This is a genomic window from Pseudocitrobacter corydidari, from assembly GCF_021172065.1.
GTDB lineage: Bacteria > Pseudomonadota > Gammaproteobacteria > Enterobacterales > Enterobacteriaceae > Pseudocitrobacter > Pseudocitrobacter corydidari.
Genome location: NZ_CP087880.1, coordinates 1327372 through 1354061, shown reverse-complemented (window position 1 = coordinate 1354061; position 26690 = coordinate 1327372). Strand labels below are relative to the sequence as shown.

General features: G+C 45.9%; 29 protein-coding genes. 7 read left to right on the top strand and 22 right to left on the bottom strand.

Annotated elements, in window-relative coordinates:
• Nucleotides 1-50: 50 nt before the first annotated feature.
• The 4 genes from lysM to lysC all read right to left on the bottom strand — a co-directional run bounded on the left by lysM (nucleotide 51) and on the right by lysC (nucleotide 3714).
• The gene (lysM, locus tag G163CM_RS06220; RefSeq protein ID WP_231827262.1) at nucleotides 51-494 is read right to left on the bottom strand and encodes a peptidoglycan-binding protein LysM; all 444 of its coding nucleotides are present in this window, start codon (nucleotides 492-494) and stop codon (nucleotides 51-53) included.
• Nucleotides 495-579: 85 nt separating this feature from the next.
• A complete protein-coding gene (locus G163CM_RS06215) occupies nucleotides 580-1908 on the bottom strand; it encodes a glycoside hydrolase family 10-like protein (RefSeq protein ID WP_231827261.1) in 1329 nt (442 codons plus the stop codon).
• Nucleotides 1909-1973: 65 nt separating this feature from the next.
• The gene (locus G163CM_RS06210; protein WP_231827260.1) at nucleotides 1974-2252 is read right to left on the bottom strand and encodes a VF530 family protein; all 279 of its coding nucleotides are present in this window, start codon (nucleotides 2250-2252) and stop codon (nucleotides 1974-1976) included.
• Nucleotides 2253-2352: 100 nt separating this feature from the next.
• On the bottom strand, nucleotides 2353-3714 hold the full coding sequence (lysC, locus tag G163CM_RS06205) for a lysine-sensitive aspartokinase 3 (protein WP_231827259.1): 1362 nt from the start codon (nucleotides 3712-3714) through the stop codon (nucleotides 2353-2355).
• Between the two features lie 615 nt (nucleotides 3715-4329).
• Here lysC and G163CM_RS06200 point away from each other — a divergent pair.
• From G163CM_RS06200 to G163CM_RS06190, 3 genes are all read left to right on the top strand, one after another.
• Complete coding sequence (locus G163CM_RS06200) at nucleotides 4330-5715, top strand: diaminobutyrate--2-oxoglutarate transaminase (RefSeq protein WP_041686241.1); 1386 nt, start codon at nucleotides 4330-4332, stop codon at nucleotides 5713-5715.
• A 15-nt stretch (nucleotides 5716-5730) separates the two neighbouring features.
• Nucleotides 5731-7194: a pyridoxal phosphate-dependent decarboxylase family protein gene (locus G163CM_RS06195; RefSeq protein WP_231827258.1), complete on the top strand. Its 1464-nt coding sequence runs from the start codon at nucleotides 5731-5733 to the stop codon at nucleotides 7192-7194.
• Nucleotides 7195-7449: 255 nt separating this feature from the next.
• Complete coding sequence (locus G163CM_RS06190; protein WP_231827257.1) at nucleotides 7450-8442, top strand: flagellar export protein FliJ; 993 nt, start codon at nucleotides 7450-7452, stop codon at nucleotides 8440-8442.
• A 514-nt stretch (nucleotides 8443-8956) separates the two neighbouring features.
• Here the strand turns inward: G163CM_RS06190 and G163CM_RS06185 are convergent.
• The 9 genes from G163CM_RS06185 to G163CM_RS06145 form a co-directional block, all read right to left on the bottom strand.
• Nucleotides 8957-9265, bottom strand: coding sequence for a type II toxin-antitoxin system CcdA family antitoxin (locus tag G163CM_RS06185; protein WP_005165732.1), 309 nt, complete (start codon nucleotides 9263-9265; stop codon nucleotides 8957-8959).
• 198 nt (nucleotides 9266-9463) lie between these two features.
• Nucleotides 9464-10726 carry a type II secretion system protein GspD gene (locus tag G163CM_RS06180; RefSeq protein WP_231827256.1) on the bottom strand — a complete coding sequence of 421 codons (1263 nt, stop codon included), beginning with the start codon at nucleotides 10724-10726 and terminating at the stop codon, nucleotides 9464-9466.
• The gene (locus G163CM_RS06175; RefSeq protein ID WP_231827255.1) at nucleotides 10723-11757 is read right to left on the bottom strand and encodes a zonular occludens toxin family protein; all 1035 of its coding nucleotides are present in this window, start codon (nucleotides 11755-11757) and stop codon (nucleotides 10723-10725) included. Before G163CM_RS06175 ends, G163CM_RS06180 begins: the two co-directional genes overlap by 4 nt.
• A 3-nt stretch (nucleotides 11758-11760) precedes the next feature.
• Nucleotides 11761-12048 carry a DUF2523 family protein gene (locus G163CM_RS06170; protein ID WP_151103004.1) on the bottom strand — a complete coding sequence of 96 codons (288 nt, stop codon included), beginning with the start codon at nucleotides 12046-12048 and terminating at the stop codon, nucleotides 11761-11763.
• Between the two features lie 10 nt (nucleotides 12049-12058).
• Nucleotides 12059-13921: a hypothetical protein gene (locus G163CM_RS06165; RefSeq protein WP_231827254.1), complete on the bottom strand. Its 1863-nt coding sequence runs from the start codon at nucleotides 13919-13921 to the stop codon at nucleotides 12059-12061.
• 85 nt (nucleotides 13922-14006) lie between these two features.
• Complete coding sequence (locus G163CM_RS06160) at nucleotides 14007-14255, bottom strand: hypothetical protein (protein WP_231827253.1); 249 nt, start codon at nucleotides 14253-14255, stop codon at nucleotides 14007-14009.
• Nucleotides 14256-14266: 11 nt separating this feature from the next.
• On the bottom strand, nucleotides 14267-14536 hold the full coding sequence (locus tag G163CM_RS06155; RefSeq protein ID WP_231827252.1) for a hypothetical protein: 270 nt from the start codon (nucleotides 14534-14536) through the stop codon (nucleotides 14267-14269).
• A gap of 40 nt (nucleotides 14537-14576) precedes the next feature.
• Nucleotides 14577-14894 carry a DNA-binding protein gene (locus G163CM_RS06150; RefSeq protein WP_151103012.1) on the bottom strand — a complete coding sequence of 106 codons (318 nt, stop codon included), beginning with the start codon at nucleotides 14892-14894 and terminating at the stop codon, nucleotides 14577-14579.
• Between the two features lie 14 nt (nucleotides 14895-14908).
• Complete coding sequence (locus G163CM_RS06145) at nucleotides 14909-16024, bottom strand: phage/plasmid replication domain-containing protein (RefSeq protein ID WP_231827251.1); 1116 nt, start codon at nucleotides 16022-16024, stop codon at nucleotides 14909-14911.
• A 195-nt stretch (nucleotides 16025-16219) separates the two neighbouring features.
• Between G163CM_RS06145 and G163CM_RS06140 the strand changes: the two genes are divergently transcribed.
• Together G163CM_RS06140 and G163CM_RS06135 are read left to right on the top strand one after the other, a co-directional pair.
• The gene (locus tag G163CM_RS06140; protein WP_231827250.1) at nucleotides 16220-16711 is read left to right on the top strand and encodes a helix-turn-helix domain-containing protein; all 492 of its coding nucleotides are present in this window, start codon (nucleotides 16220-16222) and stop codon (nucleotides 16709-16711) included.
• A gap of 105 nt (nucleotides 16712-16816) precedes the next feature.
• Entirely contained in the window at nucleotides 16817-17548 is a 732-nt protein-coding gene (locus tag G163CM_RS06135) for a hypothetical protein (RefSeq protein WP_231827249.1), read from the top strand.
• Nucleotides 17549-17966: 418 nt separating this feature from the next.
• Here the strand turns inward: G163CM_RS06135 and G163CM_RS06130 are convergent, their stop codons facing one another.
• From G163CM_RS06130 to G163CM_RS06090, 9 genes are all read right to left on the bottom strand, one after another.
• On the bottom strand, nucleotides 17967-18275 hold the full coding sequence (locus tag G163CM_RS06130; protein WP_005165732.1) for a type II toxin-antitoxin system CcdA family antitoxin: 309 nt from the start codon (nucleotides 18273-18275) through the stop codon (nucleotides 17967-17969).
• A gap of 198 nt (nucleotides 18276-18473) precedes the next feature.
• Nucleotides 18474-19736, bottom strand: a complete 1263-nt coding sequence (locus tag G163CM_RS06125) for a type II secretion system protein GspD (protein WP_231827256.1) — start codon at nucleotides 19734-19736, stop codon at nucleotides 18474-18476.
• Nucleotides 19733-20767 carry a zonular occludens toxin family protein gene (locus tag G163CM_RS06120; protein ID WP_231827255.1) on the bottom strand — a complete coding sequence of 345 codons (1035 nt, stop codon included), beginning with the start codon at nucleotides 20765-20767 and terminating at the stop codon, nucleotides 19733-19735. The genes G163CM_RS06125 and G163CM_RS06120 overlap by 4 nt, the downstream gene beginning before the upstream one ends.
• A 3-nt stretch (nucleotides 20768-20770) precedes the next feature.
• On the bottom strand, nucleotides 20771-21058 hold the full coding sequence (locus G163CM_RS06115) for a DUF2523 family protein (protein WP_151103004.1): 288 nt from the start codon (nucleotides 21056-21058) through the stop codon (nucleotides 20771-20773).
• A gap of 10 nt (nucleotides 21059-21068) precedes the next feature.
• Nucleotides 21069-22931, bottom strand: a complete 1863-nt coding sequence (locus tag G163CM_RS06110; protein WP_231827254.1) for a hypothetical protein — start codon at nucleotides 22929-22931, stop codon at nucleotides 21069-21071.
• Between the two features lie 85 nt (nucleotides 22932-23016).
• Nucleotides 23017-23265: a hypothetical protein gene (locus tag G163CM_RS06105; protein WP_231827253.1), complete on the bottom strand. Its 249-nt coding sequence runs from the start codon at nucleotides 23263-23265 to the stop codon at nucleotides 23017-23019.
• An 11-nt stretch (nucleotides 23266-23276) separates the two neighbouring features.
• On the bottom strand, nucleotides 23277-23546 hold the full coding sequence (locus G163CM_RS06100) for a hypothetical protein (protein ID WP_231827252.1): 270 nt from the start codon (nucleotides 23544-23546) through the stop codon (nucleotides 23277-23279).
• A gap of 40 nt (nucleotides 23547-23586) precedes the next feature.
• The gene (locus G163CM_RS06095) at nucleotides 23587-23904 is read right to left on the bottom strand and encodes a DNA-binding protein (RefSeq protein ID WP_151103012.1); all 318 of its coding nucleotides are present in this window, start codon (nucleotides 23902-23904) and stop codon (nucleotides 23587-23589) included.
• Nucleotides 23905-23918: 14 nt separating this feature from the next.
• Nucleotides 23919-25034 (bottom strand): phage/plasmid replication domain-containing protein, encoded by a 1116-nt coding sequence (locus tag G163CM_RS06090; RefSeq protein ID WP_231827251.1) that lies wholly within the window; start codon nucleotides 25032-25034, stop codon nucleotides 23919-23921.
• A gap of 195 nt (nucleotides 25035-25229) precedes the next feature.
• Here G163CM_RS06090 and G163CM_RS06085 point away from each other — a divergent pair, with 195 nt between their 5' ends.
• Entirely contained in the window at nucleotides 25230-25721 is a 492-nt protein-coding gene (locus G163CM_RS06085) for a helix-turn-helix domain-containing protein (protein ID WP_231827250.1), read from the top strand.
• Between the two features lie 105 nt (nucleotides 25722-25826).
• Nucleotides 25827-26558, top strand: a complete 732-nt coding sequence (locus tag G163CM_RS06080; RefSeq protein ID WP_231827249.1) for a hypothetical protein — start codon at nucleotides 25827-25829, stop codon at nucleotides 26556-26558.
• Nucleotides 26559-26690: the final 132 nt, after the last annotated feature.

Here is a 26690-nt window from a genome sequence, read left to right as displayed (position 1 = left end):
CAACGAGGGGGGAACGCTTACCGGAATGACTTCCGGCAAGCGTGCTGCTATCAGGCTTTAGGAATACGTAAAGTCTGGCCGGGATAAATTTTATCCGGGTGAGAAAGCATCGGACGGTTGGCTTCAAAGATTTTGTTGTACAGATTGGCGTTGCCGTAAACGTTTTTGGAGATAGCGCTCAGCGTATCGCCGGATTTCACGGTGTAGTAGGTGGCTTCATCCGCGCTATCGGCAGCGGTAATGTTATTCTCAACTTCACTGACTCCGGCAACGTTACCGACGGCGACCTGAATTTTCTCTTTCTCTTCCTGGGTTAGCCCGTCACCAGTGACGCTGGCTTTCCCGTCGACGACCGTCACCTGAACTTTATCCGCACCGGGAATATTGAGTTTCTTTAAATGCTCGGTGATTTTTTCGCCCTGGTCCTGATGCGAATCCGTCAGTTTGTCCCACAGTTTTTCACCTGCTTCTTTCACGAAGTTAAACAGTCCCATATCCGTTCTCCAGTAAAGAATGTCAGGGTAAGCATAGCAGATGAGGTGCGCTACGCCGGATTTGCGTAGCGCACAAAAGGCAGGATTAATGGCCCCAGCGAGTTTTCAGATAATTCACCGCCTGGCGAGTTTGCGGTTGGTTGAGGTTATCTTCCCGGAACAGAATCGTCCCGTTGATTTCCGGTATAGATTCATTGAGATCGATCTGCTTACTCAGCTCTGGTACGCCGCCATTCACCGCCCAGTCAGGTTCCTTTTTCGATGGTTCGCCCACTTTATACAGCGCCACGCCAATATACAGACGCGTTTTGGTCGGTTTCACCACATCCGCCCACCATTTTGCCAGCACATCATAACGCGCCGCATCGCGGGCAAACGGCCAGTAGAGCTGCGGAGCAATGTAGTCCAGCAAGCCTTGCTGCACCCAAAGGCGGGTATCGGCATAAGACTCATCGTAGGCGGCCGCACCGCGCGTATCCGACCCTAAAGGATCGTGCGAGCGGTTACGCCAGACGCCCGCCGGGCTTACGCCAAACTCGACGTCGGGTTTAAGCTGTTTGATGGTGCGTGAAACCTGCTCGATAAGCAGCTGCGTATTATGGCGTCGCCAGTCGGCTTTTGACGCATATTGTTGGCCGTATTGTCGCCAGGTCTGGTTATCGTTAAGCGTCGAACCGGGCGTTTCGGTATAGAAGTAGTCGTCAAACTGCACACCATCGACCGGATATTTTGCCACCACTTCCGCCACAATACTGGTTATCCAGTCGCGAGCTTCCGGGATACCAGGGTCAAGGACGAAACGATCGCTTGATGTGCGGATCCAGTCGCGATGCAGGACAAAAATACTGGCAGGTTGCTGTGAGAGCGTGCGATTAAGTTCGGCCACCGTTGTGGGTTTGGTGTTGGTTGTTACCCGGTACGGGTTGAACCAGGCATGTACTTTCATGCCGCGTTTATGGGCTTCATCCAGCATAAACTGCAACGGATCGTACCCAGGGTTCTCGCCAATCTTGCCGGTTAAGGTATCGGACCACGGCAAAATTTTTGAATCCCACAGGGCGGTGCCATCGGGTTTTACCTGGAAAAATACGGTATTGATACCGAGCTGTTTCAGGTTATCGAGCTTTGCCGTCAGCGCGTCTTTCTGTTTATTGATGCGAATGGCGGGGCTGCTGATATTGACCGAATTAACCGGCGGCCAGTCGAGCCGCGAGACCGTGGCCAGCCAGATACCGCGCATCGGTTCATTACTCTGCTGCGTTTTACCGGTGGGCTTTGATGTGTTGCCTGGTGATGTAACAAGTGAACTCGGTGGCTTAGACGAACAACTGACAACAAGTAATGCCGCGGCAACCAGCGTGCCTAGTTTTTTAACCTGAGTGACCGGGGAGACGCCCCGCAAAGAGATGATCATAAACGCCCGTTTTCTACTAGTCCCTTGAGAGGCGATATTCTCTTACGATTTGCAGGGGAAGGGAATCAGATCTTATCGTCTCGCCCCTGCAACCACGGGTTAAATCCGCCGTCCTGAGGTTCATTGTCTTCGAGGGAATCAAGATAGAGCGCTTCAACTTCCGCTCGCGCCCACGGCGTGCGGCGTAAAAACTTGAGGCTGGATTTAACGCTAGGGTCATTCTTAAAACAGTTAATGTTTACCAGCTTACCCAGTTTTTCCCAACCGTAGCGGGCTACCAGGGCATTAATTTGCATCTCCAGCGTAACGCCGTGCAAAGGATCCTTCGAATGTTGAGCGGTCATGAATATCCGATAAAGTGTGCGCAAAGAAGCGGGAAGGGTACAAGAAAGCGGGCATTGCGGCAATGAAATGAAAAGGGGCGTGAAACGCCCCTGAATACACTTACTCGAACAGCCTGCGGTGTAATGCAACGACGGCGCTATCGGCAGCGTCGCCCGGCAGCAGGAAGCTGAGATTATTATTAGAGGCACCGTGGCAAATCATACGCACCGCATGCTCGTCCAGTTCGGCGAAGGCATCACGACATACCCCCGTACCCTGATGAAGTTGATTACCTATCAGGGTGACCAGCGCCAGCCCGGTTTCAATCTCAACCCGGCAGTGGGAAGAGAGCGCGGTCAGCAGTGAGGTGGTTAAGGTGTGATCTTCCCCGGATGTCGCGCAGGTGGGATCGAGCGCCAGCGCAATGCTGCTTTCCGAAGTGGTCACCAGATCAATATCCACCTGATGCTGCGCCAGAATAGCAAACATCTCAGCAAAGAAAGCATAGGCTGGCTGCGTATGCAGACTGTGCAGTCTTAACAGGGTTTGCTTACGGCGAACAGCAATCGCACGATAAAGCGGCGGATTCTCTGTTTCACGACGCACCAGCGTACCGCCGGCAGCGGTATTTTTACTGCAACCGACAAACACCGGAATGTTCTTGCGCATCGCGGGCAGCAACGTTGCCGGGTGCAGCACTTTTGCCCCAAAGGCGGCCATGTCGCTGGCTTCAGCAAACGAGATATGGTCGATACGCTGGGCCTGCGGTACAACGCGTGGGTCGGTAGTATAGATACCGGCAACATCCGTCCAGATATCGACGCGTGTCGCCTGTAACGCTTCGCCCAGCAGGGATGCGGTGTAGTCGCTGCCACCGCGCCCCAGGGTCGTGGTATGCCCGGCGTAATCGCTACCGATAAAGCCCTGGGTGATCACAATAGCCTGTTCGATACGCGGACGCAGGTGCATTTCCACCTGTTCGGCGACCTGGCTGAGATCCGGTTCTGCACAACCGTAAACGTCATTGGTGCGAATCACTTTGCGCGCGTCAAACCATTCAGCCTGGGCCTCACGTTCACGAAGCACTTCGGCAAACAGCAGGCTCGACATCAGTTCACCGTGGCTCACCAATTCATCGCTTAATGCAGCCGATGGCGTTGCCTGCGCGATTTCAGCAAGACGAGCAATATTTTCAAGCAGTTGGTCTATTTCTTTGCTGATAACCGTTGGCTGTTTCAGGCGGGAAATAATGTTGTACTGGATGGTGCGAAGGGTATCGATTTTATCCATACGGTCGGCACTTTCCAGCCCTTCAGAAAGCTCGACTAACAGATTAGTGACACCGGCGGAGGCAGATAATACGACCAGGCGTACCTGTTCATCTGCAAGAACAATACTGGCACTGCGATTCATCGCGTCAAAGTCAGCAACGCTGGTACCGCCAAATTTGGCAACGACGAATTGTGGATAAATGCGTGTCATAACAATCTCATATCAGGGCGCCATTAAAGATGGCTAGAAAATTTTCATTCTCGGCATAAGGGAAGTGACTTCGCCTTACGAAATGTCCGCCCGCGAACATTTCTGGTGACAACCCAGGATTAACATCCCGTTGTCGATAACGTGTATGCCTCTTACGCGTTACCGGTGTGATGCGCATTAGTTCTTTTATTAGCGTGTAGTGCAAATAAGCGCGCCATAGTAAGTGATTTATCTTTTAGGGTCGACGTTTTTATTATATTTATCGATAAACTAGCCAAAAAGAATGCCTTATCAGCAATTCACCGACGTTAATAAGAGTAAAAGTGTGTAAAGAAAGCATAAAGCCATGACAATTTGATGGTTTACATGACGTTGTACGCATTCTGGCCTGTAGTTACATTTTGCCTGAAATGGTAACGAATTTTAAAGTATGTGAACAACGGAAGCTTACGTTATACACTGATTCAGAAGGGAAAAATCCTAATGAAAACATCGCTAAAATAAATGATTGAGTCCTACGCTAAAACCACTTATATTAGCCGCGTTTTTTTACAGGCAGTCCCTTTAACCTTAATTCAACCCGGCGTTATTAATACCCGAGGTTGTGGGAGTGATATGATGACGGATAAAGTCCGTATTGATACTTTAAGTGCTAATTCATTACCACAAAGCAATGATACCTTTTTAGCAAGACAAGCTGAGTTTGAATCCAATGTTCGAAGTTATCCACGTAAACTGCCGCTGGCGATTGCCAAAGCGCAGGGCGTTTGGATCACCGACGTTGAAAATAATCAATATCTTGATTGTCTGGCAGGCGCTGGCACCCTGGCGCTGGGTCATAATCATCCTGACGTGCTTCAAAGCATTCAAAGTGTCATCAGCAGCGGCTTACCGTTACATACGCTTGACCTTACCACACCTTTAAAAGATGAATTTTCATCTTATTTACTCTCTTTATTGCCGGGTCAGGGCAAAGAGTACTGCCTGCAATTTACCGGCCCATCCGGCGCTGACGCCGTAGAAGCTGCGCTCAAGCTGGCGAAAAAAGTGACCGGTCGTTCCAGCATTATCAGCTTCTCTGGCGGCTACCACGGGATGACGCATGGCGCGCTTTCCGTCACCGGTAACCTGTCACCGAAAGAAGCCGTTTCCAACATGATGCCGGAAGTGCAGTTCATGCCGTATCCGCATCAGTACCGCTGCCCGCTGGGCATTGGCGGTGACGCGGGTGTTAAAGCGTTGACGTACTACTTCGAAAACCTGATTAACGACGTGGAAAGCGGCGTGCGTAAACCGGCTGCGGTGATCCTCGAAGCGGTACAGGGCGAGGGTGGTGTTAACCCGGCTCCGGTCGAGTGGCTGCAACGCATTCGTAAAGTTACCCAGGAACACGGCATTCTGCTGATTATCGATGAAGTACAGGCGGGCTTTGCACGTACCGGTAAACTGTTCGCCTTCGAACATGCGGGTATTGAGCCAGACATCATCGTGATGTCTAAAGCTGTCGGTGGCGGTCTGCCGCTGGCTGTGCTGGGTATTAAGAAACAGTTCGACGCCTGGGCACCGGGCCACCACACGGGTACCTTCCGTGGTAACCAGCTGGCAATGGCCACGGGCCTGACCACGCTGAAGATCCTGAAAGACGACAACATTGCTGACAAAGTCGCCGCCCAGGGCGAGTGGCTGAAAGGCAAACTGGCTGAACTGCAAAAACGTTATCCGGTAATCGGTCACGTTCGCGGTCTGGGTCTGATGATCGGCCTGGAAATCGTGAAGCCGAACGAAGCGAAAGATCACATGGGTTGCTACCCGGCGGATGGCGAGCTTTCCGCGCTGTTGCAGAAAAAATGCTTTGAGTCCGGTCTGATTCTGGAGCGTGGCGGTCGTAACGGTTGCGTACTGCGTCTGCTGCCGTCTCTGCTGATCACCAATGCTGAGCTGGAAATTTTCCTCGATAAATTTGAAAACGCCTTGCTGGGCGCTGGCGTGAAGCCGGTTTAATCGGAGTTAATGAACGTGTCAGAGAATAACCCGATTCTGTCCGGTTCGGCGCAAAGTATTGCCGCTTACCAGGACGCCATCGAGCAAAGCAGCAAAGCGGTTGTTGAATGGTTAAAACAGCCTGAGATGTATCAGGGTAAAACCGTCGATCAGCTGCGCGAGCGTATTCATCTGAACTTCACCGCAGAGGGCCTGGGTAACCAGGCCACTATTGCGCGTGCAGTTGAGTACTTCCTTAAAGACAGTCTTTCTGTGCACCACGCCCAGTGTGTGGCGCATCTGCACTGCCCGAGCCTGGTAATCAGCCAGGCTGCAGAAGTGCTGATCAACGCCACAAACCAGAGCATGGACTCCTGGGATCAAAGCCCGTCAGCCACCATCATCGAGATGAAGCTGATCGAATGGCTGCGCGAGCAGGTAGGTTATCCGGCTGGCGATGCTGGCGTATTCACCAGCGGCGGCACCCAGAGCAACCTGATGGGGCTGATGCTGGCGCGCGATGCTTTCTTTGCTCGCCAGGGGCATTCCATTCAGCAGAATGGTTTGACCGGCGATCTCAGCAAAATCAAAGTGTTCTGCTCTGAAAGCGCACACTTCTCTGTGCAGAAGAATATGGCACTGATGGGCCTGGGCTATCGCTCTGTAACTCAGGTGAAAACCGACGCATTTTCTCGCATGGACATGGCCGACCTGAAAGCCAAACTGGCGCAGGCGAAAGCCAACGGCGAGCAGGTGTTGGCGATTGTCGCTACGGCGGGAACCACCGACGCCGGTGCTATCGATCCGCTGGTCGAGATAACGGAACTGGCCGCAGCCGAAAAGATCTGGGTCCACGTGGATGCCGCATGGGGCGGGGCGCTGCTGCTTTCTGAGAAGTATCGTCACTACCTGAATGGCCTGGAATCCGCAGACTCCGTTACGCTGGATTTCCACAAGCAGTTCTTCCAGACCATCAGCTGCGGCGCGTTCCTGCTGAAGGATGCGCGTCATTATGAACTGATGCGTTACCAGGCGGCGTACCTGAACTCTGATTTCGATGAAGAGCATGGCGTGCCGAACCTGGTGTCCAAATCACTGCAAACCACCCGTCGTTTTGATGCGTTGAAACTGTGGATGGGCCTTGAAGCGCTGGGTAAAAAGCAGTACGCCGAAATCATTGATAACGGTGTAACCCTGGCGCAGCAGGTTGCGGAATTTGTTTCCGCGCAGCCGCACCTGGAACTGGTAATGCAGCCACAGCTGGCAAGCGTGTTGTTCCGCTTCCGTCCGGAATCGGGCGATGCTGCATTTGTTGCTTTGCTCAACCAGCGTATCGGCGACGTGCTGCTGGCATCTGGCGCGGCTAACGTGGGCGTTACGGAAGCTGACGGTGTGACGTGCCTGAAACTGACGCTGCTGAACCCGACCGTTTGCCTGGAGGATGTAAAAGTTCTGCTGGCGAGCGTGAAAGATACGGCTGAGACGTTGTTAAGTCGTTAATCTTCGAAAGAAAATATAAAGCCTCTGTTTACCCAGAGGCTTTTTTTTTGGTTCTTTTAGTTTAAGTACAAATAACCACACAATTATTACCATTTTGGTTGAAAATTCCTATTTAAAGACGTGTACTGGTCGATGCCATCCGGTTTAGTTCAAATATGCATTCAATTATTTCAATTAATACTACGCTTAAATAGAACGTTGGTTTTATAAGTCATGACCTGAATGTATCTAAGTTAACAAATAGTGGAGATTGAAATGGCTAATTATCAACATATTGAAGAGAGGCAATACGATCCTCTTTATCCGACGGTGAATACATCTGTTTTCAAGAAAATCTCCTGGAGTGCCGTGTTCGCCGGTGTTGTTATCTCCATTGTGATTTATTTACTTCTTATTATTTTAGGTTCAGCAATTGGCGCCACCACGGTTGACCCGCTTCAGGAAGAGAATCCACTGGATGGGCTGGCTACCGGAGCCGCGATATGGACGGGAATTAGCATGATAATTTCCGCAGCAGTAGGCGGTTTTGTTGGTGGCTGGCTCGCTTATCGTCACGGCTCGCTGCATGGCGTGCTTGTGTTTGGCGTCAATACCTTAATTTGTACAACTTTCTTACTGATGTTAGCGAATAGCGCGACAACCGGTGCGCTGAATATTGTTGGCTCAGGAATGCAGGCCGTGGGCAGCGGTATTAAATCGGTTGCGCCTTCGGTTGTAAGGGAGGCGAAAGAAAAATTGGATGAAAATAATATCAACCTCGATGATTTTCAAAATCAACTGGAACTGACATTAAGACAGACCGGTAAACCGGAATTGCAGCCTGAAGCTCTCGAGCAAAACGCACGTAATGAGGGGGAAATGGCACAACATCAGGTTAATCAGGGTGGAGATATTACTCAATTCATCAAAGGTCTTGCCGATAGAAATAGTGCAACATTCGAAGCAGCGGATCGTCAGGCGCTGAAAAATATTATCATTGCGCGTACTGGTAAAAGTGATGCCGAAGCTGAACAGATGGTTAATCAGGCAGAGCAAAATTATCAGGCAGCTCGTCAAAAATATGAGGAGTTGAAAAAAGAGGCTGCGCAAAAAGCGCGTGAGGCTGCTGATAAAGCCGCAGCTGCCGCCGCGAAAGCCAGTTGGTACAGTTTCTTTATGCTTATTGTGATGGGCGTAGTTGCTGGCGCCATGGGGAGAGTGGGGTATCGCCGCCAGACCCGCACGGTCGTCACAACATCACCGCTGTAAGTATTGCCTTTTTATAAAAACCGACCCCAGGGTCGGTTTTTGCTATTTTTTTATCGTGTGAGCGGAACGGAAAAGGTACTTCAAAAGGGAAGTAATTCAAAATTCACCACATGCTGATTGGTGTGGCAGCACGAGTGAACCATTTAGTAATAGACCTACCAATCCTATTTAACATAATATACATTATGCGCACCAATGCGAAAGAAGATGCATTCTGCCGTTCTGCGACCGTAAACTCTCTTGGTCTGGTCAAATCTTTACGGCTATGGTGGCTTTGCTCTATCATCACTGGCGCAGTTGTAGCAATTATGCAAAGCGGATGGCCGCACCGGTTCCTCACCAGTTCCGGGTGGCAAATCGTCTGCGATGACACAGGACGGATAAGTTTTGCAGTAACGCAATGGCTCATCAACCTTACTTGCCTCTTGCTGTGAAACGAACCCGGATTTCCTGAGCTCGTCAAAGTCTCAGGGTTGCCTGCAACTGCATCAAAAGAAACTGGTCATAAGTTTGTTCAAAGACTGCCGAAATGCTCATCATCGGTAAACAACCCGGCGCGTTCAACAAAGGCATTCAGCGCCTGTATTCCCTTATCAAATTCTTCACGCTGAGTGAGCCACTGCCCCAAAACCTCTTTAACACAGTGCTGGCACAAATCCAGCCGCAACCGGCCGCCATCGCCAAAAACGGAGCCATAACCAGCTCTGTGGTCAATAGTCAGGAACTCCTGAAATTCCAGATCATCCTTTTCTGCCCGGCGACGGCATCGATCGCAAGTTTTTGCTGACAAAGATAAAGTTTTTTCCGGCGTAAAATGCTGCATATGAATCTCCGGTGGGAAGCTACCTGGCCGCAATCTACTACGAAAAAAAATGAAACCAACGCTGCGGCCAGGTCAACACCGGACAGCAATAAAACAAGTTTTATCACTGACCGGTGTTAAGATAAAAACATAATACACGCCCTACATACCTGACGACATTAAAACCGGATATACCATCACGTCACCCCGTCGCCACCATCACCGCGCGCGCTCCTCGTGGGAACTCGGTGCGTGCGCGGCGCTGGCGCGCCTGACTTTTTTCGCCTGTAACACGACAAGAATATCCGTCTTATTCTTCTCGTCAGATGAACTGGTGAGCCAGCCTTTTGGCAGAAAACTAAATCCGGTATCGGCGTTCGTGACCTTCGACTCAGCCAGACCACCCAGCAAAATGATATCCCCGTCAGCCGCTGATACCTCCGTATTGACCTCGCGCTTAATCAGCGTCGGGCTGTTATTGACGCCCGTATCCGTCTTCGCAAAGCTGGAAAGCTGTTGCCTGATTACGAGGTCAATATTGTCAGTCCGGATTTGCGGTTTCACGTCCAAAATAACGCCGCTGGAACGGTATTCAATCGACTGTATCGGCCTGTTATCGGCGTAACTCACCTGGCCCAGCACCGGAACCTCATTACCGACTGAAAACGTGGCTGATGCGCCATCCTTCACCCTGAGCCTCGGCGAACTGACGACATGAAAACGGCTGTCCGTCCTGAACAACTCATACAACGCATCGAGAGAGCCTGTATTCACCCGGATAAAGTTGTCAAAACCACCCGATGCGCCAATCTGAATATTCAGCTTACCGGAAAGCAGCTTCGCCGCCAGTGCCAACCCTGAGCCGTTACGCTCGCTGGTCTGAACCTCAAACACGTAAGCGGCCACAATCACTTCCTCAGAAGCGGTATCAATCAGCGGTAACAGCGTCTGCAACCGCTTAATTTCTGACTTCCGGCCATAATAAACCAGCACATCCCCGGTACGGTTCATGAAGTCCGATGCCGTACCCGCTACAGCCGCTTCCGGTGATATCTGCCCGGACGGTAACGAATTACGCTGGCTGTTAAACTGCCCGGTAAACTGCCCGGCCAGAATGTCAGAAAGATACGCCACGGAACGGAAGCGCGGACGATAAACAAAGGTCTCCTGCGGTGGCACATACGCTTTCGGCGTGAACGGCGCCACGTAGTCAATGCCCTGTTTGTTATAAATCGCAATGTTCATATTGCCGAGATAGCGCTTAATAAATGCCCGTTCATCGATATCCGGCGTGATACGGAACGTCACCACCTTATCGGATTTGGCAAGCTCCGGGTCAAGCATAAACGGCTTATCGAACACCTGAACGTAAATCATGTTCAGCGCCTGCGGCAGCGGAACAGCGTTGAGCTCCAGACTGACGCCCTTCGCCATAACCAGCCCCGGAACCAGTAAAAAAAGTAAACCTGTTATCAGCTTCATCGTATCGCCCCTGAATAAACCGTCACCGTTTCGCCGTCGATTTCACCCGTCATCATCATGCCGTCAAAGCTGAACTGCGAAGCCGGCTCTATACGCAATCTGCCTGACGTGTCTGCAACAACAACCCATGCCTGACCATCGCGTTTAAGCCGTCCGGCAAGTCGCCATTTGTCCGACACAACGGGCTTAGCTGGCGCGGTAGGTACAAAAGACGCTGAATTATTTGCGGCGGGTAAATCTTTAGTCTGCTGTTCAGGCTCTGAATTACCGTTAGACGTAAAGAACCAGAACAGATAAAAAATGGCAATCACCGCCAGAATCAGTAACCCAGCGGCTTTAAACCACAGCATTTTGGAACTGAAAATATTCTGGCGTTTATCCGTGACAAGCTCCCTTCCCTGCCCGTTTTCATGGGATTTATATAAAGGAAATATCGCCCTGTCATATTTATTCTGATAACTGTTCGTCAGGTTAGACTTAAACAGTTTAATGCCCGTAAATACGTCCACCCGGTAGCGGTTGTGCAACCCCAGCGCCACATGCTTACTCATGCGGTACGTGGTTTCCACCCGGTCTTTGATGAATCGCGGAAGGTTGGCAACGGACTGATTCATAACCACTAAATCACAGGTAATACCCGTTTTTTCATCGGCAAAATGACGATGTTCAGCAATGAAAGAACGATGATTGGCAGGGATGCCCTTATCGTTCTCCCATATACGCCATGCTTCATCAATACAAATTAAATCCCCCGGACGACAGAACGTATCCTCCGCAATGCCTGAGTCTGTTTTGTAAGGGAAAAAGTTATCGTTCTGAACGTCTTCATTCTGAACAAGTAAAATTTCACCAAGAGACTCCCTGTCTGCCTTTTTAATATCAACGCAGTAATCATAAATACTTTGCGTGGCAAGGCCGTAAATATTACTGACAATGCGACGCCCCGCGATACAGGCGGGAATAATGACGCTTGCCACTACTTCGTAAGATTTACCGCTACCCGGAATGCCCACATACGCAGAAATAGCCATAAATTAACCAATCAGAGGAATGCGACGAATAATAAAACGCGTTAACAATGCTGAAAACATCAATTTAATTCCTTCCGTGACCATAAACATATTCACGAAAAACCATACGCTGTCAGGCAGTGAGGAAAATAACCCGGCAATATCAACAGATTTTGGCAACAGTGACGCCAGAACCGGAACAAACGCCTGTACGACAAAATACAGGCCAAAAAACAGAATGAATTTAACAACCACAGTTCGTAGCACAAAACCAAGCGCCACGTTAAAGGCTGAAACCAGAATACCGAACATAACGCCTCCCTCACGCCGTCAGAATGATACGCAGAGAAATAATGCCCCAGATAAGCAGGAATACCGCTTTCAAAAGGGGCCTGATTTTTTCCAGAAGTTCGCAGTGTGAATCAATGGAATATTTATTATCCCAGAGTTCGAACGACCACACAGGGCACTGTACATCCTTCGATGAAATACTCAGGTTTTTAATGTCCGGCATTAATTCCGTAATCGGCTTGAGAATTTCCTCACCAGTAGGCGGCTTTTCAAGTTCCGGCGATTTAATGCCGGGGTCTTCGCCTAAATCAACAGAAATATCGGTATCTGTACCTGTACCAGGGTGTACACCTGTATCCGTTCCTGCACCGGGTCTGGCATTAACCCACGACTGAGGAACGACAACCGGACTATAAAGCAAACCCTTATCAAGTTTTACGCCAACTGCATTAGCTGCAGCCGTCAGTTCAGCTGCCGTAAAAGGTTTATCAAGCGGTATACCCTGATATCCCTCCTGAACAACAGTCTGACCTGCAAGGCCATTAATAAGATTAACCAGCGCAGCCGGGTTTAACAGTTCCTCCGGCTTGAAATCTATATTATCAATAACCTCACCATTAATTACCTGAGGTAAGTTTGATGTATCAAAATTTGTATTAAAAAATATCTGGTCTTTAACGTCCTGAACATCATTAGTTGTTTTATACACAGCCTTCTCAGGGTGGCAAATACTTTTCCACTGCGTTTTGGGATTATCAGCCGTACTGCCCGGCACAGGTACTTTCTCGCTTTTACATAAATCCCATGAATTTTCAAGCGTAACTGTTGTTGTCGCAACAGATAAAACCACAGTTACAATCGATGAATATCCACCAAAATAAGGGTTCGGCTTTACATACTGAAAGTCTTTAACAGAAACCGAATAAACCTTAAAATTTCTGGGCATTCTGATATGTAAGTTATTGTCGTCAGACGCCTCATGATAAGTCACATTGGAATGAGAATAACCATTAATCGACTTATAAAGCGCAATCATTACAGGATTATCGCTAACAAGAACAGCATCTCCCTTTGTATCCCTGATATCAGCCGAATAAGGATATTTAGTACCTTTCACTGACACACGATATACATCATTCGGGAATGGCTGACTTATCGGCGGTGGTGCATCAACATTATAATATGTAGGCGCAACCTGAACAGGTTTAACCTGCTGATTATACGGGTCTATCGTATCCTGAATTTTCTTTGCAGAAAAGCCAGTAGCATCAGAGGGCAGATAAACAGCAACAGGGCTTTTAGGTGAAGGTGCAACATAAGAAGTAACAGTAGCACCATTGGGCAAATTAAGTAAATAAGATCCATCATCCTGTTTTATTCCACTTGTAATATATTCAACAGCTTTTGCGCCCTGCTTTAAAGCAAGGTCAGCAACGGAAATAACGCCCGCCGCCTGCCCCAGCAATCCCCATGTTGTCTGTCCGGCAGCCATCATATTACTGCCAAAACTTGAAATACCCGTAGATATCGAATCGTCAATCGTATGCTTCGCAAGCCCATAAGCAGCCGCGAAAACTGACGTTCCGGTACAAAGCTGAGGATTACCCACTTTCTCGCCACACATGCGGATTGAATCAAAAACGTCAGGACGTTCGCGTATAACCTCCGCAGCGACAGCAATACCCGCGCCCATACCAAGAGAACTGGCACCCGTTGCAAATACACGCCCCGCAGATTGAGAAACAACCTGAGCTTCACGGGTTTCAACCATTTGCTGAATTACACGTCCAAATCCGTCTGCTGTTACTGCATCAGCGTGTACACCGGATGAAACCATTAAGGACAATATAGTAATACCTAACTTTCCAAACCCTGAATGACCGCCCAGGCGCATAAAAGCCCCCATAAAAAACACATAAAATCAAAAAGATATTGAGCCATAAATATAAAGGGGCTGTTACGCCCCTTACCTTTATGAATTAAGCGCCACGAACCATACGCAAAATCCAGCGGACACCCGCAGAACCTGCATACAGAACAATAAGAGAACCCGCTACCGCCATAATCCCGGTCAGGACGGAACCGAAATTAACGCTATTGGTCAGCGGCGAAAGGTCAATACCTTTACCACCAACAACATCACCTTCAGCAGCAAATACAGCAGGTGCAGCTACAGCCAGAGTAAAAGCACCAATACGGGTTAAAGCCTGTTTAGTCTTACCAAACATAAAAACTCCTTTTATGCATTTCTTATGTGTTTAAGAATTTCACCTATTCCCTTTGCAAAGAGCCACAGGAAAAAGGTTGTCGTAAAAGCCAGTCCCCAGAATTGCGCCGCGACTGAATAATCAATATCGGGAACAGGCTTATCCTGAGTAACTACCGAAGACTGTAATTTAACAACTTCTGACTTCGGTAATTTCAAAGTCACTTCATCACATCCGTCAGGGCTACCAAAGCTCATATTCGGATTGCAATATTTAGTCTTAATGATTATCTCATCTGACATAATAATTTATTAGATTTAACGAAACCTTATTGACACACACCTATCCCTTTATCTCTATAATGCCGCCGTCAGAAGAAAAATTATAAGTTACACCTTCCCTGCCCTCCATTGACCACGCGCGAACATACACGGGAATTTGAACTAATTTCCCGATAAAAGTATTCGCCTGATTCATTAGGCCTGCATTCACAAGATTTTGTGAAACTCGAATAATAATTTGGTCCTGCTTTGTACCACCAAAACCATCAGGTATTTCAAGGCCAATACCGATTTCATTATAATAGCCCTGACCATTCACCTTGTTTCTCTGACGAGCGCCAAGCATCTTACCTTTAACAAACAACCCATAATTTGACATTCATATTCTCCACTTTAGGCAACTTTTAAATGACTTGCTTTATGATACCAGTCTGGAATTTTACAATCAGAAACAACAACATCTCTTTTATTTTTCACAATAACAGGGCTGAATTTTGCTATATTGCAACGTTGAGCGATATCAATGCCTATTTTTCTAAGTCTTGCTCTGTGCGTCTGTACTTGTTTTTTATTAAAATCGAATGAATGTCCATGCATCCACTGTATTGCATACATAGCTGTAGTGTTTGCCGACCTTGTACTATCGACAACACCCTGAGAGATTAAATGTTCACTGATAGTATCAAAATCCATAGCAGTCACCGATAATGTTTTATCAAGATTAACAAATTGGTTATGTAATTCGTTCAAGCATGAGTAATCTGATAAGCCCCAATATAAATAATGATATTTTTGTAGAAATCTAGATTTTAACTTTTGCTCAAATCTTACAATGCCATTTTCTGAACAATACTCAACTATTTTAATTAAGTAGTTATATTCTTTAGAGTTATCACCAAATTTTGATTTTATTTTTTGTAGTGAATGCAATGCTAGTTCATGTGCTTTGTTATATACTGTTGGGTAAATAAGGCTGGCATTTCCTTTCTTAGATAACCAGTCAACAGATTTACCATTACTATGGAGCCGTGGAACGCTATTTCTGTATGGTAATGTAGACAGGCCTGAAATATAGGCGTCTTCGTTACCTTTTCCAACAGAACGATTTGAAGTAATGTGTAACTCTCTGATGCATGCACCGTCAGCGACTAATGAAACAGCTTCATTTTCTTTCCCTTGCCTTGGCATTAACCGAGTACATTTTGTAAAAACTGGCAAACCAAGAGAAGAAAGAATTTCGTTGTAAACATAAACGCAGGCATCAACACTCTTAAGACCAAAAAGATTATCAAGCCTCCCCCAACGTGACGGGTTACCTGAGACCTTAAGCAATGATCCTCGTATTGAGATCGAAATGACATCACAAAAGGATCCCTTATGCTGGAATGTGGGCTGGCTTAGTGCTGAAGCCTCGCCGCTTTCAAGATGTATACGCTGATAAGCAACATCGCTCAGTATCGGCAACTGATAGCCGAAATCCTGTTCGATAGTTAACCAGTCGTAAAACATAGAATCTCTCAGTTTGTCCAGGTGAACCGCAAGGCTCAGTATTGATACTAATCGGTGTCAACAATGCTATTACCAAACATACTGAACGTCAACAATACTGACACCAAAAAACATCACAACTGACACTTAAAGTTCAGCATTGAAAAAAGGAGGTTAAGATTGAGACCTTATAACCAGTACGAGAAGACCGAAGACATGGCAGCAGACAAAGAGTGCGCGGAACGTATACGCCTATCCATTATTCAAAATTTCACGTATGACGATATTGAAAATGAGACGGGTATCAGCGTCAGTACCCTCAAAAGGCTGGCGTCTGGTGAAAGAGAACCAAAATTGATAGAAATCAGACAAATAGCTAAAGCGACAGGAAAAAATCCAGTGTGGCTTGCATTTGGTGAGTCAACCCTGCCTTCGCCTGAGGGAGTTAGCGAAGATATGACAGCTTTTGGTTACGGTGTTGATTTTAAGCTACAAGGTCATGCCGCAGGTGAAGCTGCCGCAAAAACGCGCCTTATGGCAGCGATCCGAGACATAGACAAAGATGATGTTGTTTTTCTTGAAAAATTTATAGACCTACTGAATCTGGATCGCACAATAAACAGTGTTAAAACCAAACGCTACAATTACACAACAGAAGAAGAAACGCTGAAGATGCTAAACCTTCCGCAGCCGAAGGGGAAAAAGTGAAAATACCGTGGGAAACCACGGTAAAGTTCGGGTGTCACTGAACCCCGAACCGCTGCGCGGTAGAAAGATATACCCCAATACAAGATAGCAATAAGGAAGTCAGTGATGTTAAAAATTGAAACAGAAATAGTAAAATTAATAGTTGGAAACAGCGATTTTTTAATAGAAATACCGAAATCTTTGTATAACTCTATATCTGAAAAAAACAAAAAATCTCAATTAACAAGCATCAAAAATAACGAAGCAGAAAAAATAGAGTGTTTTTTAAGAGGGATGCTCTATTTTGATGAAAAACCGCCAAGCAAACGGCAAATGGAGTATATATTAACAATATCAGAAAAATTAAATATAAAACTCAACAAAAAAATATTTAGTAGCACATCAGCCGCAAGTGATTTCATAGATAAGTATAAAATCCCATTTGATGCGAAAGTAAAAGAGGATGAATTAAAATGGATTGAATATCAAAAAAGCGATGAGTATAAGATACTTCTAAAAGTAGAAGCCATAATAAAAAGACACATTATAAGATATAGCACAACAAAGAAAAAACTACTTGCAAATCAAATGATTATAGAGTCAAAAACCCTAGCTGAAACAGCTAGCGCAATTGGTGTTACGGAATCAACGATAAATAAATATTTGGCTGAAATAGAAAAAATAGACGAGCAAGTAAGTGCGGGAATAAGCTCTTGGTTAGTTTTTCATCATACCATAGCCAATATGATGTTCATAAACAAAGAGAGTTTAAGCCCTAGTGAATGGAGAGATACTATTATACGTTTATCTATGCACAATAAATGGTATGAAAAAGATTGGTTTTTTATTGAGGAATAAAATTGGTACGCACAATGACGTTATGCTAAAGAGGCCGCTGCGGGATTCGATTTTCGCAGCGGCCTTTTCAACATAACGAGTCGTACATTATGCGCACCAATGCGAAAGAAGATGCATTCTGCCGTTCTGCGACCGTAAACTCTCTTGGTCTGGTCAAATCTTTACGGCTATGGTGGCTTTGCTCTATCATCACTGGCGCAGTTGTAGCAATTATGCAAAGCGGATGGCCGCACCGGTTCCTCACCAGTTCCGGGTGGCAAATCGTCTGCGATGACACAGGACGGATAAGTTTTGCAGTAACGCAATGGCTCATCAACCTTACTTGCCTCTTGCTGTGAAACGAACCCGGATTTCCTGAGCTCGTCAAAGTCTCAGGGTTGCCTGCAACTGCATCAAAAGAAACTGGTCATAAGTTTGTTCAAAGACTGCCGAAATGCTCATCATCGGTAAACAACCCGGCGCGTTCAACAAAGGCATTCAGCGCCTGTATTCCCTTATCAAATTCTTCACGCTGAGTGAGCCACTGCCCCAAAACCTCTTTAACACAGTGCTGGCACAAATCCAGCCGCAACCGGCCGCCATCGCCAAAAACGGAGCCATAACCAGCTCTGTGGTCAATAGTCAGGAACTCCTGAAATTCCAGATCATCCTTTTCTGCCCGGCGACGGCATCGATCGCAAGTTTTTGCTGACAAAGATAAAGTTTTTTCCGGCGTAAAATGCTGCATATGAATCTCCGGTGGGAAGCTACCTGGCCGCAATCTACTACGAAAAAAAATGAAACCAACGCTGCGGCCAGGTCAACACCGGACAGCAATAAAACAAGTTTTATCACTGACCGGTGTTAAGATAAAAACATAATACACGCCCTACATACCTGACGACATTAAAACCGGATATACCATCACGTCACCCCGTCGCCACCATCACCGCGCGCGCTCCTCGTGGGAACTCGGTGCGTGCGCGGCGCTGGCGCGCCTGACTTTTTTCGCCTGTAACACGACAAGAATATCCGTCTTATTCTTCTCGTCAGATGAACTGGTGAGCCAGCCTTTTGGCAGAAAACTAAATCCGGTATCGGCGTTCGTGACCTTCGACTCAGCCAGACCACCCAGCAAAATGATATCCCCGTCAGCCGCTGATACCTCCGTATTGACCTCGCGCTTAATCAGCGTCGGGCTGTTATTGACGCCCGTATCCGTCTTCGCAAAGCTGGAAAGCTGTTGCCTGATTACGAGGTCAATATTGTCAGTCCGGATTTGCGGTTTCACGTCCAAAATAACGCCGCTGGAACGGTATTCAATCGACTGTATCGGCCTGTTATCGGCGTAACTCACCTGGCCCAGCACCGGAACCTCATTACCGACTGAAAACGTGGCTGATGCGCCATCCTTCACCCTGAGCCTCGGCGAACTGACGACATGAAAACGGCTGTCCGTCCTGAACAACTCATACAACGCATCGAGAGAGCCTGTATTCACCCGGATAAAGTTGTCAAAACCACCCGATGCGCCAATCTGAATATTCAGCTTACCGGAAAGCAGCTTCGCCGCCAGTGCCAACCCTGAGCCGTTACGCTCGCTGGTCTGAACCTCAAACACGTAAGCGGCCACAATCACTTCCTCAGAAGCGGTATCAATCAGCGGTAACAGCGTCTGCAACCGCTTAATTTCTGACTTCCGGCCATAATAAACCAGCACATCCCCGGTACGGTTCATGAAGTCCGATGCCGTACCCGCTACAGCCGCTTCCGGTGATATCTGCCCGGACGGTAACGAATTACGCTGGCTGTTAAACTGCCCGGTAAACTGCCCGGCCAGAATGTCAGAAAGATACGCCACGGAACGGAAGCGCGGACGATAAACAAAGGTCTCCTGCGGTGGCACATACGCTTTCGGCGTGAACGGCGCCACGTAGTCAATGCCCTGTTTGTTATAAATCGCAATGTTCATATTGCCGAGATAGCGCTTAATAAATGCCCGTTCATCGATATCCGGCGTGATACGGAACGTCACCACCTTATCGGATTTGGCAAGCTCCGGGTCAAGCATAAACGGCTTATCGAACACCTGAACGTAAATCATGTTCAGCGCCTGCGGCAGCGGAACAGCGTTGAGCTCCAGACTGACGCCCTTCGCCATAACCAGCCCCGGAACCAGTAAAAAAAGTAAACCTGTTATCAGCTTCATCGTATCGCCCCTGAATAAACCGTCACCGTTTCGCCGTCGATTTCACCCGTCATCATCATGCCGTCAAAGCTGAACTGCGAAGCCGGCTCTATACGCAATCTGCCTGACGTGTCTGCAACAACAACCCATGCCTGACCATCGCGTTTAAGCCGTCCGGCAAGTCGCCATTTGTCCGACACAACGGGCTTAGCTGGCGCGGTAGGTACAAAAGACGCTGAATTATTTGCGGCGGGTAAATCTTTAGTCTGCTGTTCAGGCTCTGAATTACCGTTAGACGTAAAGAACCAGAACAGATAAAAAATGGCAATCACCGCCAGAATCAGTAACCCAGCGGCTTTAAACCACAGCATTTTGGAACTGAAAATATTCTGGCGTTTATCCGTGACAAGCTCCCTTCCCTGCCCGTTTTCATGGGATTTATATAAAGGAAATATCGCCCTGTCATATTTATTCTGATAACTGTTCGTCAGGTTAGACTTAAACAGTTTAATGCCCGTAAATACGTCCACCCGGTAGCGGTTGTGCAACCCCAGCGCCACATGCTTACTCATGCGGTACGTGGTTTCCACCCGGTCTTTGATGAATCGCGGAAGGTTGGCAACGGACTGATTCATAACCACTAAATCACAGGTAATACCCGTTTTTTCATCGGCAAAATGACGATGTTCAGCAATGAAAGAACGATGATTGGCAGGGATGCCCTTATCGTTCTCCCATATACGCCATGCTTCATCAATACAAATTAAATCCCCCGGACGACAGAACGTATCCTCCGCAATGCCTGAGTCTGTTTTGTAAGGGAAAAAGTTATCGTTCTGAACGTCTTCATTCTGAACAAGTAAAATTTCACCAAGAGACTCCCTGTCTGCCTTTTTAATATCAACGCAGTAATCATAAATACTTTGCGTGGCAAGGCCGTAAATATTACTGACAATGCGACGCCCCGCGATACAGGCGGGAATAATGACGCTTGCCACTACTTCGTAAGATTTACCGCTACCCGGAATGCCCACATACGCAGAAATAGCCATAAATTAACCAATCAGAGGAATGCGACGAATAATAAAACGCGTTAACAATGCTGAAAACATCAATTTAATTCCTTCCGTGACCATAAACATATTCACGAAAAACCATACGCTGTCAGGCAGTGAGGAAAATAACCCGGCAATATCAACAGATTTTGGCAACAGTGACGCCAGAACCGGAACAAACGCCTGTACGACAAAATACAGGCCAAAAAACAGAATGAATTTAACAACCACAGTTCGTAGCACAAAACCAAGCGCCACGTTAAAGGCTGAAACCAGAATACCGAACATAACGCCTCCCTCACGCCGTCAGAATGATACGCAGAGAAATAATGCCCCAGATAAGCAGGAATACCGCTTTCAAAAGGGGCCTGATTTTTTCCAGAAGTTCGCAGTGTGAATCAATGGAATATTTATTATCCCAGAGTTCGAACGACCACACAGGGCACTGTACATCCTTCGATGAAATACTCAGGTTTTTAATGTCCGGCATTAATTCCGTAATCGGCTTGAGAATTTCCTCACCAGTAGGCGGCTTTTCAAGTTCCGGCGATTTAATGCCGGGGTCTTCGCCTAAATCAACAGAAATATCGGTATCTGTACCTGTACCAGGGTGTACACCTGTATCCGTTCCTGCACCGGGTCTGGCATTAACCCACGACTGAGGAACGACAACCGGACTATAAAGCAAACCCTTATCAAGTTTTACGCCAACTGCATTAGCTGCAGCCGTCAGTTCAGCTGCCGTAAAAGGTTTATCAAGCGGTATACCCTGATATCCCTCCTGAACAACAGTCTGACCTGCAAGGCCATTAATAAGATTAACCAGCGCAGCCGGGTTTAACAGTTCCTCCGGCTTGAAATCTATATTATCAATAACCTCACCATTAATTACCTGAGGTAAGTTTGATGTATCAAAATTTGTATTAAAAAATATCTGGTCTTTAACGTCCTGAACATCATTAGTTGTTTTATACACAGCCTTCTCAGGGTGGCAAATACTTTTCCACTGCGTTTTGGGATTATCAGCCGTACTGCCCGGCACAGGTACTTTCTCGCTTTTACATAAATCCCATGAATTTTCAAGCGTAACTGTTGTTGTCGCAACAGATAAAACCACAGTTACAATCGATGAATATCCACCAAAATAAGGGTTCGGCTTTACATACTGAAAGTCTTTAACAGAAACCGAATAAACCTTAAAATTTCTGGGCATTCTGATATGTAAGTTATTGTCGTCAGACGCCTCATGATAAGTCACATTGGAATGAGAATAACCATTAATCGACTTATAAAGCGCAATCATTACAGGATTATCGCTAACAAGAACAGCATCTCCCTTTGTATCCCTGATATCAGCCGAATAAGGATATTTAGTACCTTTCACTGACACACGATATACATCATTCGGGAATGGCTGACTTATCGGCGGTGGTGCATCAACATTATAATATGTAGGCGCAACCTGAACAGGTTTAACCTGCTGATTATACGGGTCTATCGTATCCTGAATTTTCTTTGCAGAAAAGCCAGTAGCATCAGAGGGCAGATAAACAGCAACAGGGCTTTTAGGTGAAGGTGCAACATAAGAAGTAACAGTAGCACCATTGGGCAAATTAAGTAAATAAGATCCATCATCCTGTTTTATTCCACTTGTAATATATTCAACAGCTTTTGCGCCCTGCTTTAAAGCAAGGTCAGCAACGGAAATAACGCCCGCCGCCTGCCCCAGCAATCCCCATGTTGTCTGTCCGGCAGCCATCATATTACTGCCAAAACTTGAAATACCCGTAGATATCGAATCGTCAATCGTATGCTTCGCAAGCCCATAAGCAGCCGCGAAAACTGACGTTCCGGTACAAAGCTGAGGATTACCCACTTTCTCGCCACACATGCGGATTGAATCAAAAACGTCAGGACGTTCGCGTATAACCTCCGCAGCGACAGCAATACCCGCGCCCATACCAAGAGAACTGGCACCCGTTGCAAATACACGCCCCGCAGATTGAGAAACAACCTGAGCTTCACGGGTTTCAACCATTTGCTGAATTACACGTCCAAATCCGTCTGCTGTTACTGCATCAGCGTGTACACCGGATGAAACCATTAAGGACAATATAGTAATACCTAACTTTCCAAACCCTGAATGACCGCCCAGGCGCATAAAAGCCCCCATAAAAAACACATAAAATCAAAAAGATATTGAGCCATAAATATAAAGGGGCTGTTACGCCCCTTACCTTTATGAATTAAGCGCCACGAACCATACGCAAAATCCAGCGGACACCCGCAGAACCTGCATACAGAACAATAAGAGAACCCGCTACCGCCATAATCCCGGTCAGGACGGAACCGAAATTAACGCTATTGGTCAGCGGCGAAAGGTCAATACCTTTACCACCAACAACATCACCTTCAGCAGCAAATACAGCAGGTGCAGCTACAGCCAGAGTAAAAGCACCAATACGGGTTAAAGCCTGTTTAGTCTTACCAAACATAAAAACTCCTTTTATGCATTTCTTATGTGTTTAAGAATTTCACCTATTCCCTTTGCAAAGAGCCACAGGAAAAAGGTTGTCGTAAAAGCCAGTCCCCAGAATTGCGCCGCGACTGAATAATCAATATCGGGAACAGGCTTATCCTGAGTAACTACCGAAGACTGTAATTTAACAACTTCTGACTTCGGTAATTTCAAAGTCACTTCATCACATCCGTCAGGGCTACCAAAGCTCATATTCGGATTGCAATATTTAGTCTTAATGATTATCTCATCTGACATAATAATTTATTAGATTTAACGAAACCTTATTGACACACACCTATCCCTTTATCTCTATAATGCCGCCGTCAGAAGAAAAATTATAAGTTACACCTTCCCTGCCCTCCATTGACCACGCGCGAACATACACGGGAATTTGAACTAATTTCCCGATAAAAGTATTCGCCTGATTCATTAGGCCTGCATTCACAAGATTTTGTGAAACTCGAATAATAATTTGGTCCTGCTTTGTACCACCAAAACCATCAGGTATTTCAAGGCCAATACCGATTTCATTATAATAGCCCTGACCATTCACCTTGTTTCTCTGACGAGCGCCAAGCATCTTACCTTTAACAAACAACCCATAATTTGACATTCATATTCTCCACTTTAGGCAACTTTTAAATGACTTGCTTTATGATACCAGTCTGGAATTTTACAATCAGAAACAACAACATCTCTTTTATTTTTCACAATAACAGGGCTGAATTTTGCTATATTGCAACGTTGAGCGATATCAATGCCTATTTTTCTAAGTCTTGCTCTGTGCGTCTGTACTTGTTTTTTATTAAAATCGAATGAATGTCCATGCATCCACTGTATTGCATACATAGCTGTAGTGTTTGCCGACCTTGTACTATCGACAACACCCTGAGAGATTAAATGTTCACTGATAGTATCAAAATCCATAGCAGTCACCGATAATGTTTTATCAAGATTAACAAATTGGTTATGTAATTCGTTCAAGCATGAGTAATCTGATAAGCCCCAATATAAATAATGATATTTTTGTAGAAATCTAGATTTTAACTTTTGCTCAAATCTTACAATGCCATTTTCTGAACAATACTCAACTATTTTAATTAAGTAGTTATATTCTTTAGAGTTATCACCAAATTTTGATTTTATTTTTTGTAGTGAATGCAATGCTAGTTCATGTGCTTTGTTATATACTGTTGGGTAAATAAGGCTGGCATTTCCTTTCTTAGATAACCAGTCAACAGATTTACCATTACTATGGAGCCGTGGAACGCTATTTCTGTATGGTAATGTAGACAGGCCTGAAATATAGGCGTCTTCGTTACCTTTTCCAACAGAACGATTTGAAGTAATGTGTAACTCTCTGATGCATGCACCGTCAGCGACTAATGAAACAGCTTCATTTTCTTTCCCTTGCCTTGGCATTAACCGAGTACATTTTGTAAAAACTGGCAAACCAAGAGAAGAAAGAATTTCGTTGTAAACATAAACGCAGGCATCAACACTCTTAAGACCAAAAAGATTATCAAGCCTCCCCCAACGTGACGGGTTACCTGAGACCTTAAGCAATGATCCTCGTATTGAGATCGAAATGACATCACAAAAGGATCCCTTATGCTGGAATGTGGGCTGGCTTAGTGCTGAAGCCTCGCCGCTTTCAAGATGTATACGCTGATAAGCAACATCGCTCAGTATCGGCAACTGATAGCCGAAATCCTGTTCGATAGTTAACCAGTCGTAAAACATAGAATCTCTCAGTTTGTCCAGGTGAACCGCAAGGCTCAGTATTGATACTAATCGGTGTCAACAATGCTATTACCAAACATACTGAACGTCAACAATACTGACACCAAAAAACATCACAACTGACACTTAAAGTTCAGCATTGAAAAAAGGAGGTTAAGATTGAGACCTTATAACCAGTACGAGAAGACCGAAGACATGGCAGCAGACAAAGAGTGCGCGGAACGTATACGCCTATCCATTATTCAAAATTTCACGTATGACGATATTGAAAATGAGACGGGTATCAGCGTCAGTACCCTCAAAAGGCTGGCGTCTGGTGAAAGAGAACCAAAATTGATAGAAATCAGACAAATAGCTAAAGCGACAGGAAAAAATCCAGTGTGGCTTGCATTTGGTGAGTCAACCCTGCCTTCGCCTGAGGGAGTTAGCGAAGATATGACAGCTTTTGGTTACGGTGTTGATTTTAAGCTACAAGGTCATGCCGCAGGTGAAGCTGCCGCAAAAACGCGCCTTATGGCAGCGATCCGAGACATAGACAAAGATGATGTTGTTTTTCTTGAAAAATTTATAGACCTACTGAATCTGGATCGCACAATAAACAGTGTTAAAACCAAACGCTACAATTACACAACAGAAGAAGAAACGCTGAAGATGCTAAACCTTCCGCAGCCGAAGGGGAAAAAGTGAAAATACCGTGGGAAACCACGGTAAAGTTCGGGTGTCACTGAACCCCGAACCGCTGCGCGGTAGAAAGATATACCCCAATACAAGATAGCAATAAGGAAGTCAGTGATGTTAAAAATTGAAACAGAAATAGTAAAATTAATAGTTGGAAACAGCGATTTTTTAATAGAAATACCGAAATCTTTGTATAACTCTATATCTGAAAAAAACAAAAAATCTCAATTAACAAGCATCAAAAATAACGAAGCAGAAAAAATAGAGTGTTTTTTAAGAGGGATGCTCTATTTTGATGAAAAACCGCCAAGCAAACGGCAAATGGAGTATATATTAACAATATCAGAAAAATTAAATATAAAACTCAACAAAAAAATATTTAGTAGCACATCAGCCGCAAGTGATTTCATAGATAAGTATAAAATCCCATTTGATGCGAAAGTAAAAGAGGATGAATTAAAATGGATTGAATATCAAAAAAGCGATGAGTATAAGATACTTCTAAAAGTAGAAGCCATAATAAAAAGACACATTATAAGATATAGCACAACAAAGAAAAAACTACTTGCAAATCAAATGATTATAGAGTCAAAAACCCTAGCTGAAACAGCTAGCGCAATTGGTGTTACGGAATCAACGATAAATAAATATTTGGCTGAAATAGAAAAAATAGACGAGCAAGTAAGTGCGGGAATAAGCTCTTGGTTAGTTTTTCATCATACCATAGCCAATATGATGTTCATAAACAAAGAGAGTTTAAGCCCTAGTGAATGGAGAGATACTATTATACGTTTATCTATGCACAATAAATGGTATGAAAAAGATTGGTTTTTTATTGAGGAATAAAATTGGTACGCACAATGACGTTATGCTAAAGAGGCCGCTGCGGGATTCGATTTTCGCAGCGGCCTTTTCAACATAACGAGTCGTACATTATGCGCACCAACATAGAACCAGGCAGAATCCGGTGTTTTGTGG